This window comes from Gordonia aichiensis (genome assembly GCF_039946255.1).
GTDB lineage: Bacteria > Actinomycetota > Actinomycetes > Mycobacteriales > Mycobacteriaceae > Gordonia > Gordonia aichiensis_A.
Window position 1 is genome coordinate 349,583 of record NZ_JBCDWL010000001.1, and the last position, 15,944, is coordinate 365,526.

A 15,944-nucleotide genomic window follows, 5' to 3' on the forward strand; every position below is an offset into this window, starting at 1 on the left:
GACTCCGCGGCCCCCGAGTCGGCTGACGGCGGGCGCCGGACCGGGCTTCGAGTGTAGTCGAATACCGCGGCTGGCAGAATCGACGATCGTGACTCGAGCGCCCGATCCCCACCAGACTCCCCCGCCGACGACGACGCGGCCCGCCGCACTCTCGCGGCGAACCGTGCTTCGCGGTGCGGCCGTCGGGACGGCGGCCGTCGCAGCGTGGTCGCTGACCGGCTGCGCCACCGGACCCACGCAGGCCGAGATCGACGCCCGCGCACTGCTGCCGCACGCCCAGTCGGCCTACCGGCAGCAGCAGTTCGCGGCCCAGCTCGCACCGCGGACCACCGAGTACGCCGAGGCGCTGCGCACGGTCGCCGATCAGCGGGGCGCGCACCTGCAGGCCCTGCGCGAGGAGATCAACCGCCTTCACTCGTCGATCGCCGGCGAGATCGAGTCGTCGCAGACGACGCCGACCGCCTCCGTCGAGGCGTTGCGTGCGTCGCTCGAACAGGCCGGGAAGCAGGCCGCGACCTCCTGCCAGAATCTGGCCGGCTATCCGGCGGGGCTGCTCGGCTCGATCAGCGCCTCGTGCCAGACGCTCGCGAAAGTGCAACTCGCATGACCCATGTCACCGCTCTCAACGCCGCCGTCGACGCCGAGAACACGGCGGTGTTCACCTACGGGGTGATCACCGCCTTCACCACCGGCGCGGTCCGCTCGACGGTCGCCGAGGACATCGCCGCGCACCGCGTGCGGCGCGATCAGCTCAACGGCGTCCTGCTGGCCGCCGGAGAATCGGAGCGCACGCCCGCTCCCGGCTACCTGCTGCCGGTCGAGGTCAGCGATCAGCAGACCGCTGCCAAGGCCGCGTTGGCCGCCGAGGACGACTGCGCGAAGGCGTACCGGGCACTGCTCGAACAGGCCGAGCGGCCCGAGGTGCGCAGGCTCGCGGTCGAAGGCCTCACCGACTGCGCCCTGCGTGCCGCCGCGTGGCGCGGCGTGGCCGGCCTCTCCCCGCGGACCGTCGCCTTTCCCGGCCAGTAGCGGCGCACCGCCGTGCTCCCCGTTCGGTGATCGGGGAACACGGCGGTGACGGCCGGGCGCAGCTGTTCAGGCGCGGGCGGTCAGGCGCGGGCGGCGGCGATGACGGCGTCGATCGCCCCGTCGATCGGGGCTTGCGCGGTCTCACCGGTGAAACGGTCCCGGATCTCGATGGTGCCGTCGGCCCAGCCGCGGCCCACGACCACGACGACCGGCATGCCCAGCAGTTCGGCGTCCTTGAACTTGACGCCGGGCGAGGCCTTGCGGTCGTCGAACAGGACCGACAGACCGGCCGCGTCCAGGTCGGCGGCGAGCTGGTGCGCGCCGGCGACGGCCGCCTCGTCCTTGTTGGCGATGACCAGGTGGACGTTGAAGGGCGCCACCTCGCGCGGCCAGCGCAGTCCCTTGTCGTCGTGCATCTGCTCGGCCAGCACCGCGACCATCCGCGAGACGCCGAGACCGTAGGAACCCATGGTCGGTCGGACCGGCTTGCCGTTCTCGCCGAGGACGTCGAAGCCGAAGGCGTCGGTGTACTTGCGTCCCAGCTGGAAGATGTGGCCGATCTCGATGCCCTTGGCGGCCTCCAGCACGCCCGCATGGTCCGGTGAGGGATCACCGGCCCGGACTTCGGCGGCCTCGATGACGCCGTCGGGGGTGAAGTCGCGTCCGCAGACCAGGTCGACGTAGTGCTTGCCCGATTCGTCGGCACCGGTGATCCACGCGGTGCCGCTGACCACGCGCGGATCGACGAGGTAGGTGAAGCCGGCGGCCTGCACGCCCTTGGGACCGATGTAGCCCTTGACCAGGCCGGGGTTGCGTTCGAAGTCCGCGTCGGCGAGCAGTTCGACCTCCGACGGCTCGACCGAGGCCTCCAGACGCTTGAAGTCGACCTCGCGGTCGCCCGGAACGGCCACCGCGGTGATCTCCCAGTCGCCACCCGGCTTGCGGATCTTGACCATCACGTTCTTGAGGGTGTCGGCAGCAGTGTACTCGCCGTCGAGCGCGGTGTTGGCCCAGTCGACGAGGGTGTCGATGGTCGGGGTGTCACCGGTGTCGTGGACCGCGGCGGCGGGCAGCCCGTCGAGCGGGATGTCGGCGGGCACCGGGGTGACGACGGCTTCGACGTTGGCCGCGTAGCCGGACTCGGTACTGCGGACGAAGGTGTCCTCGCCGACCTCGCACACGGCCAGGAACTCTTCGGAGCGGCTGCCGCCCATCGCACCCGCGGTCGCGGCGACGATGACGTACTCGACCCCGAGGCGGTCGAAGATCCGCTGGTAGGCGGCACGGTGCGCGTCGTAGGAGGCCTGGAGGCCGTCGTCGTCGAGGTCGAAGGAGTAGGAGTCCTTCATCACGAACTCGCGTCCGCGCAGCAGTCCGGCGCGCGGGCGCTCCTCGTCGCGGTACTTGGTCTGGATCTGGTACAGCGTCACCGGGAGGTCCTTGTACGAGGAGTACTCGCCCTTGACGAGCTGAGTGAAGATCTCCTCGTGGGTGGGGCCGAGCATCATGTCGGCGCCCTTGCGATCCTTCATCCGGAACAGGGTGGGGCCGTATTCGGTCCATCGGCCGGTGGCCTCGTACGGTTCGCGCGGCAGCAGCGCGGGCAGCAGGATCTCCTGCGCGCCCATCGCGTCCATCTCCTCGCGGACCAGTCGCTCGATCGCCCGGTAGACCTTCAGGCCCAGCGGGAGCCACTCGTAGACACCGGGTGCCGCACGCCGGATGTAGCCCGCACGCACCAGCAGTTTATGACTCGGCACCTCGGCATCGGCGGGGTCGTCGCGGAGGGTGCGCAGGAACAGGTTCGACATCCGTGTGATCACGATGTACCAGCTTAATGGGGTCGCGCCCGGAGGCGAGCGCGGGGCGATTCGTTAGGGTGATCGCGTGCGTGTGATCCTGCCTCCCTCCGAGACCAAATCCGACGGCGGCGAGTCCGCACCCCTGGACCTGGACGCCTTGGTGCTGCCCGAACTCAATCCGGTGCGGCGCAAGCTCGCCGACGCGATCGTCGAACTGGCCGCCGACCTCGACGCCTCCCGCGCCGCACTGGGCCTGAGCGCGTCGGCCGTCGCCGAGGTGGAACGCAATGCCGACCTGTGGGAGTCCCCGACGCGCACCGCCATCACCCGCTACACCGGGGTCCTGTACGACGCGCTCGACTACCCGGGAATGACGCGGGCCACCAAGACCAAGGCGGGCGACCGGCTGATGATCGGCTCGGCTCTGTTCGGGGTGCTCGGCGCCGAGGATCGGATTCCCGCGTACCGGCTGTCGGGCGGATCGAAGCTGCCCGGCTTCGGCACGCTGGGCTCGCTGTGGCGACCGGTCCTGTCCCCCGCGCTCGACGCACTCGACGACTTCGTCGTCGACCTGCGGTCGGGCGTCTACCAGAAGACGGGTCCGGTCGCCGGTGCGGTGACGGCGACGGTCGTCACCGAGGCGCCGGACGGCTCACGGAAGGTCGTCAGCCACTTCAACAAGCATTACAAGGGTCTGATGGCGCGCGAGCTGGTGCGCACCCGCCGCCGGGTCCGCGACGTGAACGCGCTGGCTGCGGTCCTGTCGGACGCGGGGCAGCGGGTCGAGATCACCTCGCCGACCGAGATCACCGTCGTCACCGAGTAGGCGGGCCCGCGCGGGGTCTCGATACGTCCTCGGCTAGCGCCTCGGCCTACTCGACCAGCCTGGAATGCAGCGTTCCGAGGGTGGAGTCGCAGGTTCTCAAACCGGCCAGACACGAGCTCAGTTCAGGCCGGGCCACACACGAACTTCCCAGGCCCCGCCAGACGCGAGCTTCCCAGGCCCCGCCAGACGCGAGATTCCTAGGCTCGGCCACACACGAACTTCCCAGGCCAGGCCACACACGAACTTCCCAGGCCCCGCCAGACGCGAGCTTCCCAGGCCCCGCCAGACGCGAGATTCCTAGGCTCGGCCACACACGAACTTCCCAGGCCAGGCCACATGCGAGCTTCCCAGGCCCCGCCAGACGCGAGATTCCTAGGCTGGTCGAGTAGCCACCGAGCGCAGCGAGGCGGCGTATCGAGACCCCCGCACCCGCCCGATCTACTTCGACTGTGGAAAGAACCACTGCTCCTGGTCGACCTCTTCGCGCGCGTCGTCGGCGATCCGGACCTGGACCACCTCGCCGAGCTGCGCCTTCTGTGCCCGCAGCCGGCCGTACCCGTAGGCGCTCGCCATGCCGATCACGCCGGTGACGAGTCCGACCACCATCTGCATGTGGCCCGACTCCCCGCCCGCGTCGGAGGAGATCCGATAGATCCACCCGTTGAGCGCGACGACGGCCAACCCGCCGAAGGTGAGCGGCCAGACGTAGGTGTTCCACACGTCGGCGGTCTGCGGTTCGATGCCCGCCCGGCGCCGATACAACTGCCAGGCGGACATGACGACGACCGCCACCCCCACCAGGGTCGCGGTGATCGCCGGCGACACCCACCAGGCGACGACGGCGGCGACCGTCAACAGTGCGCCGGACACGCCGGCCGCCAGCCGTGCGGTCATCGGCCGAAGCCCAGCGCGTCGTCGGCGTCGGTGAATCCCGCGACCGGCCCGATCACGGCGATGGCCGGAGCGATCAGCTTCTCCTCGATCGCGGTCTGCGCCGCGTGTGCGAGGTCGGTGCGCAGGAGCCGCTGGTCCGCGCGCGAGGCGTTCTCGATGAATGCGACGGGGGTGTCGGCGGCCCGACCGCCGTCGAGCAGTGCGGCGGCGAACTCGTCGATCCGCTTGACCGCCATCATCAAGACGATGGTCCCCCGCAGCCGAGCCAGCGCCGCCCAGTCCGTCAGCGAGTCGGGGTGGCCGGGCGCCACGTGCCCGGAGACGATGACGACCTCGTGCGTCACGCCCCGATGGGTGACCGGGATGCCCGCCAGGCCCGGACCGGCGATCGGGCTGCTGATGCCGGGCACCACCGTGACCGGCACGCCCGCGGCCACGCACGCCTGCAGTTCCTCGAAGCCGCGTCCGTAGACGTACGGGTCGCCGCCCTTGAGCCGGACGACGAACTTGCCCGCCTTGGCACGGTGGACGAGGATCTCGTTGATCTGCTCCTGCCGCATCGCCCGCCCGTAGGGGACCTTGGCTGCGTCGATGACCTCCACCTGCGGGCCGAGCTCGTCGAGCAGTGCGATCGGCGCGAGCCGGTCGGCGACCACGACGTCGGCCTCCGCGAGGAGTTTGCGGCCGCGGACGGTGATGAGGTCGGCGTCGCCGGGACCGCCGCCGACCAGGGCCACGCCCGGCTCGTGGCGGTGCTCGTCGTCGATGCGCAGCGACGTGCCGTCGGCGAGCGCCTCGCTGATCGCCGCGCGGACCGCGGCCGAGCGGCGGTGCTCACCGCCGGCGAGGACACCGAACTGCAGGTCGCGGTGCACGCCCGACGCCGGCGTGACCGCCGATCCCTGCTTGGCGTCGTCGGCCCGGACACAGAACACCCGACGACGGTCCGCTTCGGCGACGACCGCGGCGTTGACCGTCGGATCGTCGGTGCAGGCCATCGCATACCAGGCGCCGTCGAGGTCGCCGTCGGCGTAGGCGCGGCGGTGCACGGTGACGGCCACCTCCGATTCGACGGCGGGCGTCGGATCGACGGCGATCACGTGGACGTCGGCGCCGGCGGCGATCAGATTCGGGAGGCGCCGCTGAGCGACGCTGCCGCCGCCCACGACGACGACCTTGCGGCCGTGCAGGTTCAGTCCGGCCAGGTAATGCGCTTGCATGAGCAACCAGCCTACCGGCCGCTCTCCGCGGTCAGCTCGCCACTCCTGCCCGCCGCTGCCGATCCAGCGCCCGCTCGCGGGAGGCCTCGAACCGCGCGACCTTCACGTCCAACTCCGCCAGGTACTCGGCGAGCTTGTCGCGGTACATCTGTCCGAGCGGACCGAAGTCGTCGCGCTCGAAGATCCGCCACTTCCGCAGCACCGGCAGCACCACATCGGTCAGGTGCTGCGGCAGGTCGTAGATGCCGCCCTTGGCGATCAGGACGGCGTTGCGCCGGAAGTTCGGCATCGTCGCGCCCGGCATCTGGAAGTTCGCGACGATCGTGTAGATGGCCGCCATCGCCTCGTCGGGCACCAGATCGAGGGCGCCCGCCACGACGTTCCGGTAGAAGATCATGTGCAGGTTCTCGTCGGCGGCCACCCGCTGGAGCATCCGATCGGCGATCGGGTCGCCGCACGCCTTGCCGGTGTTGCGGTGGCTGACCCGGGTGGCGAGCTCCTGGAAGGACACGTACGCGACGGCGTACAGCATGTCGAAGCTGTGGTCGCGCTGCCCGTCGTCGTCGGGCAGCGGGTTGAAGCCGCCGATCATGTGCGCCATCCGGGTCTGCTCCAACTCGACCGGATCCACGCCGCGGGTGACGACGAGGTAGTCGCGCATGACGATCGAGTGGCGCATCTCCTCGGCCGTCCACCGGCCCACCCAGTAGCCCCAGGCGTCGTCGAGGCTGAAGTTGTCGGCGATCACCCGGTGATAGGAGGGCAGGTTGTCCTCGGTCAGCAGGTTCGTGATCATCGCGGCCTTCGCCGTCTCCGACAGCTGCGACTGCTCCGGGTCCCAGTCGATGCCGCCGAGCGCGGCGAAGTTGCGGCCGTCGTCCCACGGCACGTAGTCGTGCGGATTCCAGTCGCGGGTCATCTTCATGTGACGTTCCACTTCCGTCTCGCAGACGGGCAGGAGTTCACGCAGCAGGTCGCTGCCGCTCATGGGTTTACCGATCAAACTGGTCATATCACCAACGATGGTCGTCGCGACCAGCGTTTTCACGGGGCGAAGGTCCCCTCATCGGTGGGCCGCGGGTCGCCGCCTGTGCCGGTGCAGGAGCCCTACGCGGTAGCGTCTACAGGCATGGCCGACTCGCCCCGCAAGTACCGCGTCTTCCTCGTCGACGATCACGAACTGGTCCGCCGAGGCCTGCGTGATCTGTTGAGCACCTCAGACGATCTCGAAGTGGTCGGCGAGGCCGCCACCGTCGCCGAAGCCGAGGTCGGCATCGGCGCCACCTCCCCCGATGTGGCCGTCCTCGACGTGCGGCTGCCCGACGGCAACGGCGTCGAGCTGTGCCGCTCGGTGCGGGCCCGACAGCCGTCCGTGCACTGCCTGATGCTCACCAGCTACGCCGACGACGACGCCCTCCTGGCCGCCGTCCTCGCCGGCGCCTCCGGCTTCGTCCTCAAGCAGATCCTCGGCCACAATCTGATCGCCGCGGTGCGCACGGTGGGTGCCGGCGGCTCCCTTCTCGACGATCGCAGCACCGCCGCGCTGCTGGCCCGACTGCGCGACGGCGAGCCCTCCGATCCCCTCGCCCGCCTCACCGGGCAGGAACGCGAGGTGTTCGCGCTCATCGGCCAGGGCATGACCAACCGCCAGATCGCCGATCGCATGTTCCTGGCCGAGAAGACGATCAAGAACTACGTCTCGCGGATCCTGGCGAAGCTCGACATGCAGCGTCGCACCCAGGTCGCCGTGCTCGCCACCGAACTGCGCTCCCGCGACCACTGACCGAAGCGTTCGAGGCTCGACACGCCGTCTCGCACCAGGTCTCGATACGCGCCCTCGCCCCAGGCTTGTCGAGTAAGCGCAGGAGCGAAGCGACGGAACGTATCGAGACACGGCACGACGGTCTCGATACGCAGCCTCGCACCGGGCCTCGATACGCCGCTTCGCTGCGCTCAGTGGCTACTCGACCACCCTGGCACCGACCACAGATACGCCGCTCGCCCCAGGCTTGTCGAGTAAGCGCAGGAGCGAAGCGACAGAGCGCATCGAGACACCGCACGACGGTCTCGAAACACGGCCTCGCCGCAGGCTTGTCGAGTAAGCGCAGGAGCGAAGCCACGGAGCGCATCGAGACACCGCACGACGGCCTCGACACACCGCCTCGCCCCAGGCTTGTCGAGCAAGCGCAGGAGCGAAGCGACGAAGCGCATCGAGACACCGCACGACGGCCTCGACACACCGCCTCGCCCCAGGCTTGTCGAGCAAGCGCAGGAGCGAAGCCACGGAGCGCATCGAGACACCGCACGACGGCCTCGACACACCGCCTCGCCCCAGGCTTGTCGAGCAAGCGCAGGAGCGAAGCGACGAAGCGCATCGAGACACCGCACGACGGCCTCGACACACCGCCTCGCCCCAGGCTTGTCGAGCAAGCGCAGGAGCGAAGCGACGAAGCGCATCGAGACACCGCACGACGGCCTCGACACACCGCCTCGCCCCAGGCTTGTCGAGCAAGCGCAGGAGCGAAGCGACGAAGCGCATCGAGACACCGCACGACGGCCTCGACACACCGCCTCGCCCCAGGCTTGTCGAGCAAGCGCAGGAGCGCAGCGACGAAGCGCATCGAGACACCGCACGACGGCCTCGACACACCGCCTCGCCCCAGGCTTGTCGAGTAAGCGCAGGAGCGCAGCGACGAAGCGCATCGAGACACCGCACGACGGTCTCGATACGCGGCCTCGCCCCAGGCTTGTCGAGTAAGCGCAGGAGCGCAGCGACGAAGCGCATCGAGACACCGCACGACGGTCTCGATACGCGGCCTCGCCCCAGGCTTGTCGAGTAAGCGCAGGAGCGCAGCGACGGAGCGCATCGAGACACCGTACGAGGCCTCGATACGCCCCTTCGCTGCGCTCAGTGGCTACTCGACCACCCTGACGGCACCGCGACCCCAGCCTGCGCAACAAGACACCCGACACACCCCATGACGGTCTCGATACGCGGCCTCGCTGCGCTCGGTCGCTACTCGACCACTCTGACGGCACCGCCCCCCAGGTTGGGCATCGAGACACCGCACGACCACCCTGACGGCGCGTCAGCCGAGGGGCGCGGTCCAGGTCAGGGTGGTGCCGGCGACAGCCGAGCTGGTGATGGTGAAGTTGCCGTCGCAGTCGTCGGCGCGGCGCGTCAGATTCGCCAGCCCGGACTGCTCGGCACTGGCCGGGATGCCGCAGCCGTTGTCCGTCACCTCGACCGTCACGACGTCGTCGGCGACGATGCGGATGCCGATCCGCTCGGCCCCCGAGTGCCGCAGCGCATTCGAGATGCCCTCCCGGAGCACCGCCTCGATGTGCGGGGCCAGCGCATCCGGGACGAGCGTGTCGACCGGACCGAAGAACGCCACGCTCGGAACGATCGGCGCGTGCGCGGCGAGTTCGGCGACCACGTCGAGCACGCGGCGCCGCAGCGTCACTGCGCCGCCGTGACCCGGCATGCCCTGCAGATCGAAGATCGAAGTGCGGATCTGCCCGATCGTGGCGTCGAGGTCGGTGATCACCTGCTCCATCCGGTCACCGCCGAGACCGCCGGTCGAGGCCTGCATGGTCTGCAACGACATCCCGATCGCGAACAGCCGCTGGATCACCAGGTCGTGCAGATCGCGGGCGATTCGGTGTCGGTCCTCGAGCAGTTGGAGGTCGCGGGCCAACTGCTGCTGGTCGGCGTAGGCCAGCGCCAGCGACGCCACCCGCGCGCAACCCTGCAGACCCGCGACCTCCTCGCCGGTCCAGAAACGCCGCTCCACGTGGGTCACGACGATCGCCCCGGCCCCCTGCCCGGCCTGCAGCGGTTGCAGCGTCACCCACCGCGCCCCGCGCCGCAGCCACGGCAGCGATCTCGCGCCGATCTCCCGCACCAGCACGTTGCCGTTGGCGCTGTCGCCGTCGGGGTCGACGGCGTCGATCAGGTCTTCGACGCAGACGCCGGCCCCGGTGTGCCCGGCCACCTGGTTGCCCGCGACGATGAACACGTCGATCGCCCCGGTCAGCGCCGACACGTCGCGGCACAACCCGTCGAGGGTCCCCCTCAACTCGGCGCCGGCCAGCGGTTCGGAGCCGCGGTCGGCGATGACCTGGATCCAGCGGAGGCGGGCCTGCGCGCGTTCGAAGGCGCGGGCGTTGTCGACGGCGATCCCGGCCGCGACCGCCAGCACCGCGACGATCTTCTCGTCCAGCGGCGTAAAGGTCGGCGCCCCCTGCTTCTCGGTCAGATAGATGCTGCCGAACAGTTCGTCGCGCACGATGATCGGTGCGCCCAGGAAGGTGTCCATCGGCGGATGGTTCGGCGGGAAGCCCACCGACGCCGGATGGTCGGACAGTTTGCGGATGCGCAGCACCTCGGGGTGATGCAGCAGTTCGCCGAGCACGCCGCGTCCGACCGGCAGCGGCCCCATCGTCGCACGGATCTCCGGGGCGATGCCGGTGTGCACGAAGGCCTGCAGGCTCAGTTCGGGTCCGCGGACGCCCAGTGCGCAGTAGCGCGCATCGAGGACGTCGGCGGCGACCTCCACGATCCGCTGCAGCGCCTGGTCGAGTTCGAGGCCGCGCCCCACCAGCAGGACGGCCTCGAGCAGATCCCGCAGCGCGGTCGGGTCTTCGACGCTGGCGTGGGCGAGGGCGTCGAGCGCGGCGTGCACCTCGGCGAGGTCGCGCCGGCGAGTCACTGCAGGACCTCCTGCGGGCGTCGGGCCGCTGCGACGAACCGGGCGACCGCGCGCGGCTGTCCGGCCGGATGCACGTGCAGGTAGGAGGCGTGGATCCCGCGGTGGGCGACGCCGTCGGTCACGGCCGCGCCGTCGCCGCCGCGCCACCCCCACGCGGACGGCAGCTCGGGATCCAACCGCACGGTGCTGCGGTGGAACTCGTGCCCGGTGACGCGATCGCCGGCCCGGTACAGCGGCGAGTCGGTCAGGGCCACCGCATCCCGATAGCCGAGCGTCAGGCGCGGCCCGAAGTGCCCGGTTCCGGGGATCGCCCCGACCATCTCGACCTCGTCGAGCGTCTGCAGCAGGTACAGCAGTCCCGCGCATTCGGCGTGCACCGGTCGCCCCGCGTCGACCTGGGCGCGCAGGTCGGCGCGCAACAGCCGGTTCGCGGCGAGCTCGTCCGCGTGTGCTTCGGGGAAGCCGCCGCCGATCACCACGCCGGTGACGCCCTCGGGCAGTCGCTCGTGCAGCGGATCGAAGCCGACCACGTCGGCTCCCGCCGCTCGCAGCAGTTCCGCGTGTTCGGCGTAGCCGAAGGTGAACGCCGCACCCTGCGCGATCGCGATCACCGGACGCCCGGCCGGTTCCGGCTCGGGGCCGGCCACCTCGTCGACGGGCGACCACGGCGCCGCCGCCGGCGTGCGCGCGGCCTGCGCGATCCGCATGATCGCCGGCACGTCCAGGGAGGCGCTGAGTTTCGCGACGATCGCGGCCACCGAGTCGACCGCCTCGGACTGCCGTTCCGCCGCCGGGATGAGGCCGAGGTGACGTGAGGGCACCTCCAGCGCACGATCGCGCGCGACTACGCCGAGCACCGGCAATCCGATCCGCCCGCAGGCCTGCCGCAGCACCTGCTCGTGACGCGGCGAACCGACCCGGTTCAGGATCACCCCGGCGACGCGGACGCGGGACTCGTAGGTCAGGAAGCCGTGCAGCAGCGCCGCCAACGACTGGCTGTGCCCGGCCGCGTCGACGACGAGGATCACCGGTGCACCGATGATCGCGGCGACGTGCGCGGTGGAGCCGGTGCCGAGCGCATCGGAGTCGTCGCCGGTGATCCGGCCGTCGAACAGGCCCATCACCCCTTCGACGACGGCGACGTCGGCGTCGGCGGATCCGGCGCGCAGCAGCGGCACGATCCGATCGGTGCCGACCAGGTTCGGGTCCAGGTTGCGACCGAGTCGTCCGGCGGCGACCCCGTGGTAGCCGGGGTCGATGTAGTCGGGTCCGACCTTGAACGGCGCCACGCGGTGGCCCGCGGCCACCAGTGCCCCGATCAGGCCCGTGGTGACCGTCGTCTTGCCGCTGCCCGAGGAGGGGGCGGCGATGACGACGGTCGGCACGGTCCCGGCTGCTACCACTCGATGCCCTTCTGGCCCTTGCGACCGGCATCCATCGGATGCTTGATCTTGGTCATCTCGGTGACCAGGTCGGCGGCGTCCATCAGCGCCTCCGGCGCGTAGCGGCCGGTGATGATCACGTGCTGCCTGCCAGGCCGCTCGCGCAGGGTCTGGACCACCTCGTCGGTGTCGATCCACCCCCAGTGCAGCGGGTAGGTGAACTCGTCGAGGACGTAGAAGTCGTGCTTCTGCGCCGCCATCCGCCGCGCGATCTCCGCCCATCCGGCGCGGGCCGATTCGGCGTGGTCGGCCTCGGTGTCGTCGTTCTTCCGGATCCACGACCAGCCCTGGCCCATCTTGTGCCACTGCACGGGACCGCCCGCACCGGTCTGCGCGTGCAGGTCGCCGAGGGCGAGCATCGTGTTCTCCTCGCCGACCTTCCACTTGGCGCTCTTGACGAACTGGAAGACCGCAATGTTCATCCCCGCGTTCCACGCGCGCATCGCCATTCCGAAGGCGGCGGTCGACTTGCCCTTGCCCGGTCCGGTGTGCACGGCGAGCACCGGCAGCTGGCGGCGTTGACGGGTGGTCAGTCCGTCATCGGGAACGGTCTCTGGTACGCCCTTCGGCACGCGATCTCCTCTACTCGGGCTGCGGCGTCAGGCGACGCCGCGAACATGCTCGGCCAGTCCGGTCGCGGTCAGCGACTCCATGGTGGCGTACTCCGCGCCGAGGCGGTGCGCCAACTCCGTCGCCAGTCCGAGCCGGACCAGGCCCTGCTCACAGTCCACCACAACCGACGACACGCCGCGCCGGGCGACCTCGTCGGCCGCGACGTCGGCGCGCCGCCGGGCGTGCTCACCCGCCGTCGCGCGACCGTCGGTCAGCAGGACCAGCAGCGGCCGACGCGTCGGATCGGTGCGTGCGGCGCGGTCGATGACCTCCAGCGCGCGGTGCATGCCCTCGGCGAGCGGGGTGCGCCCGCCGGTGCGGACCTGGGCGAGGCGGGCCACGGCGATGTCGACCGATCGGGTCGGCGGCACCGCGACGTACGCGTTCTTCCCGCAGGCGACGACGACGGCGACCCGGTCGCGCCGGGTGTAGGAGTCGCGCAGCAGGTCGACGCACGCGGTGCGGACCGCGGTCAGCCGGGTCCGGGCCGTCATCGATCCCGACAGGTCGACGACGAAGACCACCAGGTTCGCCTCGGTGCCGATCCGTTCGGCGCCGCGCAGGTCGTCGGCGATCAGCGGCGGCAGGCCGTCGCCGCGGCTGCGGCCGGCGGCGGCGAGCACGGTGCCGAACAGGTGCACGCCGGTCCGCGGACCGAAGTCGACGGCGCGCGCCGTCATCCCGCGGTGGCTGCGGGCCCGCGACCGTCGACCGACCTCGCCGTCGCCGATGCCCGCGGCACGAAAGGTCCGGATCCGACTGACGCCGCCGGCTCCGGAGCCGAAGTTCGGGCCGGTCGGCGCTCCCCCGCCGCCGGGCGGATCGGAGTCGGGACCGTCGTCGTCGGGACCGTCGTCGTCGGGGCCGCCGTCGCTGGGACCCTCGTCGTCGGGACCGTCCTGGTCGGGACCGTCCTGATCTGGGCGCTCCGGGTCGGGTTCCGGGCCCGCAGCCTCCTCGCCCGCCTCGAGCGCCTCGTCGAGTTGCTCCTCGGTCATGCTCGACTCGTCGAACGGGTTGCGGCGACGACGGTGCGGCAGCGCCAGTTCGACCGCCACCCGCACGTCGTCGGCGTCGATCTCCGCGGCGCCGCGCCATGCCGCGTGGGCGGCCGCGGTGCGCGCGACGACGATGTCGCCGCGCAGTCCGTCGACGTCCAGTTGTGCACAGATGCCTGCGATCCGGCGCAGTTCACGGACCGGTACGACCACCGATCCGACCGCTTCACGTGCCGCCGCGATGCGCGTCGCGAGGTCGTCCTCGGCCGCCGCGTAGTCGGCGCAGAAGCCGACCGGGTCGGCGTCGAAGGCGAGCCGAGAGGTGACGATCTGCACGCGCTCGTCGACATCGCGGGCGCCGGCCACGTCGACGACGAGGCCGAACCGGTCCAGCAGCTGCGGACGCAGCTCGCCCTCCTCGGGGTTCATCGTCCCGACCAGGACGAAGGCTGCCGCCTGCGTGTGGGAGACGCCGTCGCGTTCGACCGTCACCCGACCGCTGGCCGCGGCATCGAGCAGGACGTCGACGAGATGGTCCGACAGCAGGTTGACCTCGTCGATGTAGAGCACCCCGCCGTCGGCGCGGGCCAGCAGACCGGGCGTGAAGTGGGCCTGCCCGTCGCGCAGCACGCGGGTCAGGTCCAAGGACCCGATGACCCGGTCCTCGGTGGCTCCGATCGGCAGGTCGACGACCCGGGAGTCGCCGCCGAGCAGCGGCGCCAGGCCGCGCACGATGGTCGACTTCGCGGTGCCCTTCTCGCCGCGGATCAGCACTCCGCCGATTCCGGGCGAGATCGCCGACAGGATCAGCGCGAGCTTGAGCCGATCCTGTCCGACGACCGCGCTGAACGGATATCGCAGGCCCTCCCGGGTCGTTCCCGCCCCAGCAGCACTAGCTTCAGCCACGTCGTCTCAGCTGTTCCCGTCAGTCGTCGGTTCCGGTGAGCTGCAGGCTCCGGTTGGTCCAGTCCCACAGCTCACGGAACAGGGTCGGGTTGTCGTTGAGCTTCTGCCCGAACGACGGGATCATGTCGGTGAGCGCGGGCTTCCAGCCGTCGAAGCGGCCGCTGAAGCACTGCTCGAGCACCGAGATCATCGCGGGCACGGCGGTCGAGGCGCCGGGCGAAGCGCCCAGCAGACCCGCCAGGGTCCCGTCGCCCGCGGCGACGACGGCGGTGCCGAACTCGAGGCTGCCGCCGACGCCGGTCTTGCGGATGACCTGCACGCGCTGTCCGGCGGTGATGAGCTCCCAGTCCTCGCCGAGGGCGCGCGGCACGAAGTCCTGCAGGGTGCGGAGACGATCGGCCGGGCTCGCGGCGAGCTCGGAGATCAGGTACTTGAGCAGGCCGAACTCCTGCGGCGCGATCGACATCATCGGCAGAAGATTGCCGGGCTTGACCGACTTGGGCAGGTCCATCATGCCGCCGGACTTGAGGAACTTGGGCGACCAGCCGGCGTAGGGGCCGAAGAGCAGTCCGCGGTCGTGGTTGATGACGCGGGTGTCCAGGTGCGGCACCGACATCGGCGGCGCGCCGACGGCGGCCTGGCCGTAGACCTTCGCCGCGTGCTTGGCGATCACATCGGGGTTGGTGCAGCGGAAGAACTCGCCGCTGACCGGGAAACCGCCGAAGCCCTTGGCCTCCGGGATGCCCGACTTTTGCAGCAGGTGCAGCGCGCCGCCGCCTGCGCCGACGAAGACAAACTTCGCCTCGACGCGGATCTTCTCACCGCTGCGGTTGTTGCGGATCTTGAGCACCCAGCTGCCGTCGGACTGCTTGGTGAGGTTGCGGACGTCATGGCCGAAGTACAGGTCGGCGTCGCGGCCGACGTAGTTGAGGAGCTGCTGGGTCAGCGCGCCGAAGTCGACGTCGGTTCCCTCGGTGTACCAGTTCAGCGCCACCGGATCCGAGTAGTCGCGGCCGGCGCCCATCAGCGGCAGACGCTCGCCGAACTCGGCGTCGTCGTCGATGAACTCCATGCCCTCGAACAGGGTCTGGCTCGACAGCGCCGCGTGACGCTTGCGCAGGAACTCGACGCCGTCGGCCCCGTGGCAGAAGCCCACGTGCGGGATCGGGTTGATGAACTCGTCGGGCGCGCCCAGCAGGCCCTTGTCGACGCCGTGCGCCCAGAACTGGCGCGACATCTGGAACTGCTCGTTGATGTTGAGCGCCTTGGTGATGTCGATGTCACCGTTCGGTCCCGCCGGGGTGTAGTTGAGCTCGCACAGCGCCGAGTGCCCGGTGCCCGCGTTGTTCCACGGGTCGCTGCTCTCGGCCGCGGCCGCCTCCAGCCGTTCGAACAGGCTGATCGACCAGTTGGGTTCCAGCTGGCGCAGCAGCGCGCCCAGCGTGGCACTCATGATCCCCGCGCCGACCAGCGCCACATCTGTCTTAATCACCTTGGCCA

Annotated in this window: 13 protein-coding genes; 4 read left to right on the forward strand and 9 right to left on the reverse strand. The window is 70.6% G+C overall.

Translation table 11 applies throughout. The features are described from left to right. The first annotated feature begins 88 nt into the window (after window positions 1-88). The gene (locus tag AAFO60_RS01640; protein WP_347954399.1) at window positions 89-607 is read left to right on the forward strand and encodes a hypothetical protein; all 519 of its coding nucleotides are present in this window, start codon (window positions 89-91) and stop codon (window positions 605-607) included. Further along, window positions 604-1,029, forward strand: a complete 426-nt coding sequence (locus tag AAFO60_RS01645) for a ferritin-like domain-containing protein (protein WP_347954400.1) — start codon at window positions 604-606, stop codon at window positions 1,027-1,029. Before AAFO60_RS01640 ends, AAFO60_RS01645 begins: the two co-directional genes overlap by 4 nt. 80 nt (window positions 1,030-1,109) lie before the next feature. Here the strand turns inward: AAFO60_RS01645 and AAFO60_RS01650 are convergent, their stop codons facing one another. After that, a complete protein-coding gene (locus tag AAFO60_RS01650; RefSeq protein WP_347954649.1) occupies window positions 1,110-2,840 on the reverse strand; it encodes a proline--tRNA ligase in 1,731 nt (576 codons plus the stop codon). Window positions 2,841-2,916: 76 nt separating this feature from the next. Here AAFO60_RS01650 and yaaA point away from each other — a divergent pair, with 76 nt between their 5' ends. Continuing rightward, entirely contained in the window at window positions 2,917-3,657 is a 741-nt protein-coding gene (gene yaaA / locus AAFO60_RS01655; RefSeq protein WP_347954401.1) for a peroxide stress protein YaaA, read from the forward strand. A gap of 438 nt (window positions 3,658-4,095) precedes the next feature. On the opposite strand, the gene AAFO60_RS01660 is transcribed toward yaaA, so the two are convergent. The 3 genes from AAFO60_RS01660 to AAFO60_RS01670 are packed head-to-tail and all read right to left on the reverse strand — an operon-like array spanning window position 4,096 to window position 6,783. Beyond that, on the reverse strand, window positions 4,096-4,551 hold the full coding sequence (locus AAFO60_RS01660) for a hypothetical protein (protein WP_347954402.1): 456 nt from the start codon (window positions 4,549-4,551) through the stop codon (window positions 4,096-4,098). Continuing rightward, on the reverse strand, window positions 4,548-5,771 hold the full coding sequence (gene cobA / locus AAFO60_RS01665; RefSeq protein WP_347954403.1) for a uroporphyrinogen-III C-methyltransferase: 1,224 nt from the start codon (window positions 5,769-5,771) through the stop codon (window positions 4,548-4,550). Before cobA ends, AAFO60_RS01660 begins: the two co-directional genes overlap by 4 nt. Window positions 5,772-5,802: 31 nt before the next feature. Next, the gene (locus AAFO60_RS01670; protein ID WP_347954404.1) at window positions 5,803-6,783 is read right to left on the reverse strand and encodes an acyl-ACP desaturase; all 981 of its coding nucleotides are present in this window, start codon (window positions 6,781-6,783) and stop codon (window positions 5,803-5,805) included. A 117-nt stretch (window positions 6,784-6,900) separates the two neighbouring features. Between AAFO60_RS01670 and AAFO60_RS01675 the strand changes: the two genes are divergently transcribed. Beyond that, entirely contained in the window at window positions 6,901-7,554 is a 654-nt protein-coding gene (locus tag AAFO60_RS01675) for a response regulator transcription factor (RefSeq protein ID WP_347954405.1), read from the forward strand. 1,306 nt (window positions 7,555-8,860) lie between these two features. On the opposite strand, the gene AAFO60_RS01680 is transcribed toward AAFO60_RS01675, so the two are convergent. Genes AAFO60_RS01680 through mqo form a run of 5 tightly spaced genes read right to left on the reverse strand, consistent with a single transcriptional unit; the run spans window position 8,861 to window position 15,936 of the window. Beyond that, window positions 8,861-10,486 (reverse strand): GAF domain-containing sensor histidine kinase, encoded by a 1,626-nt coding sequence (locus AAFO60_RS01680; protein ID WP_347954406.1) that lies wholly within the window; start codon window positions 10,484-10,486, stop codon window positions 8,861-8,863. Then, on the reverse strand, window positions 10,483-11,889 hold the full coding sequence (locus tag AAFO60_RS01685) for a cobyrinate a,c-diamide synthase (RefSeq protein WP_347954407.1): 1,407 nt from the start codon (window positions 11,887-11,889) through the stop codon (window positions 10,483-10,485). Before AAFO60_RS01685 ends, AAFO60_RS01680 begins: the two co-directional genes overlap by 4 nt. After that, a complete protein-coding gene (gene cobO, locus AAFO60_RS01690) occupies window positions 11,883-12,500 on the reverse strand; it encodes a cob(I)yrinic acid a,c-diamide adenosyltransferase (RefSeq protein ID WP_347954408.1) in 618 nt (205 codons plus the stop codon). Before cobO ends, AAFO60_RS01685 begins: the two co-directional genes overlap by 7 nt. A gap of 27 nt (window positions 12,501-12,527) precedes the next feature. After that, the gene (locus tag AAFO60_RS01695; RefSeq protein WP_347954409.1) at window positions 12,528-14,444 is read right to left on the reverse strand and encodes an AAA family ATPase; all 1,917 of its coding nucleotides are present in this window, start codon (window positions 14,442-14,444) and stop codon (window positions 12,528-12,530) included. Window positions 14,445-14,463: 19 nt separating this feature from the next. Continuing rightward, window positions 14,464-15,936: a malate dehydrogenase (quinone) gene (mqo, locus tag AAFO60_RS01700; RefSeq protein ID WP_424308992.1), complete on the reverse strand. Its 1,473-nt coding sequence runs from the start codon at window positions 15,934-15,936 to the stop codon at window positions 14,464-14,466. Window positions 15,937-15,944 lie beyond the last annotated feature (8 nt).

What these genes read in the sequence shown, in the direction of transcription:
- AAFO60_RS01645 (WP_347954400.1), top strand. Translation starts at nt 604, where the DNA reads ATGACCCATGTCACCGCTCTCAACGCCGCCGTCGACGCCGAGAACACG.
- AAFO60_RS01650 (WP_347954649.1), bottom strand. Translation starts at nt 2,840, where the DNA reads ATGTCGAACCTGTTCCTGCGCACCCTCCGCGACGACCCCGCCGATGCC.
- AAFO60_RS01660 (WP_347954402.1), bottom strand. Translation starts at nt 4,551, where the DNA reads ATGACCGCACGGCTGGCGGCCGGCGTGTCCGGCGCACTGTTGACGGTC.
- cobA (WP_347954403.1), bottom strand. Translation starts at nt 5,771, where the DNA reads ATGCAAGCGCATTACCTGGCCGGACTGAACCTGCACGGCCGCAAGGTC.
- AAFO60_RS01670 (WP_347954404.1), bottom strand. Translation starts at nt 6,783, where the DNA reads ATGACCAGTTTGATCGGTAAACCCATGAGCGGCAGCGACCTGCTGCGT.
- AAFO60_RS01675 (WP_347954405.1), top strand. Translation starts at nt 6,901, where the DNA reads ATGGCCGACTCGCCCCGCAAGTACCGCGTCTTCCTCGTCGACGATCAC.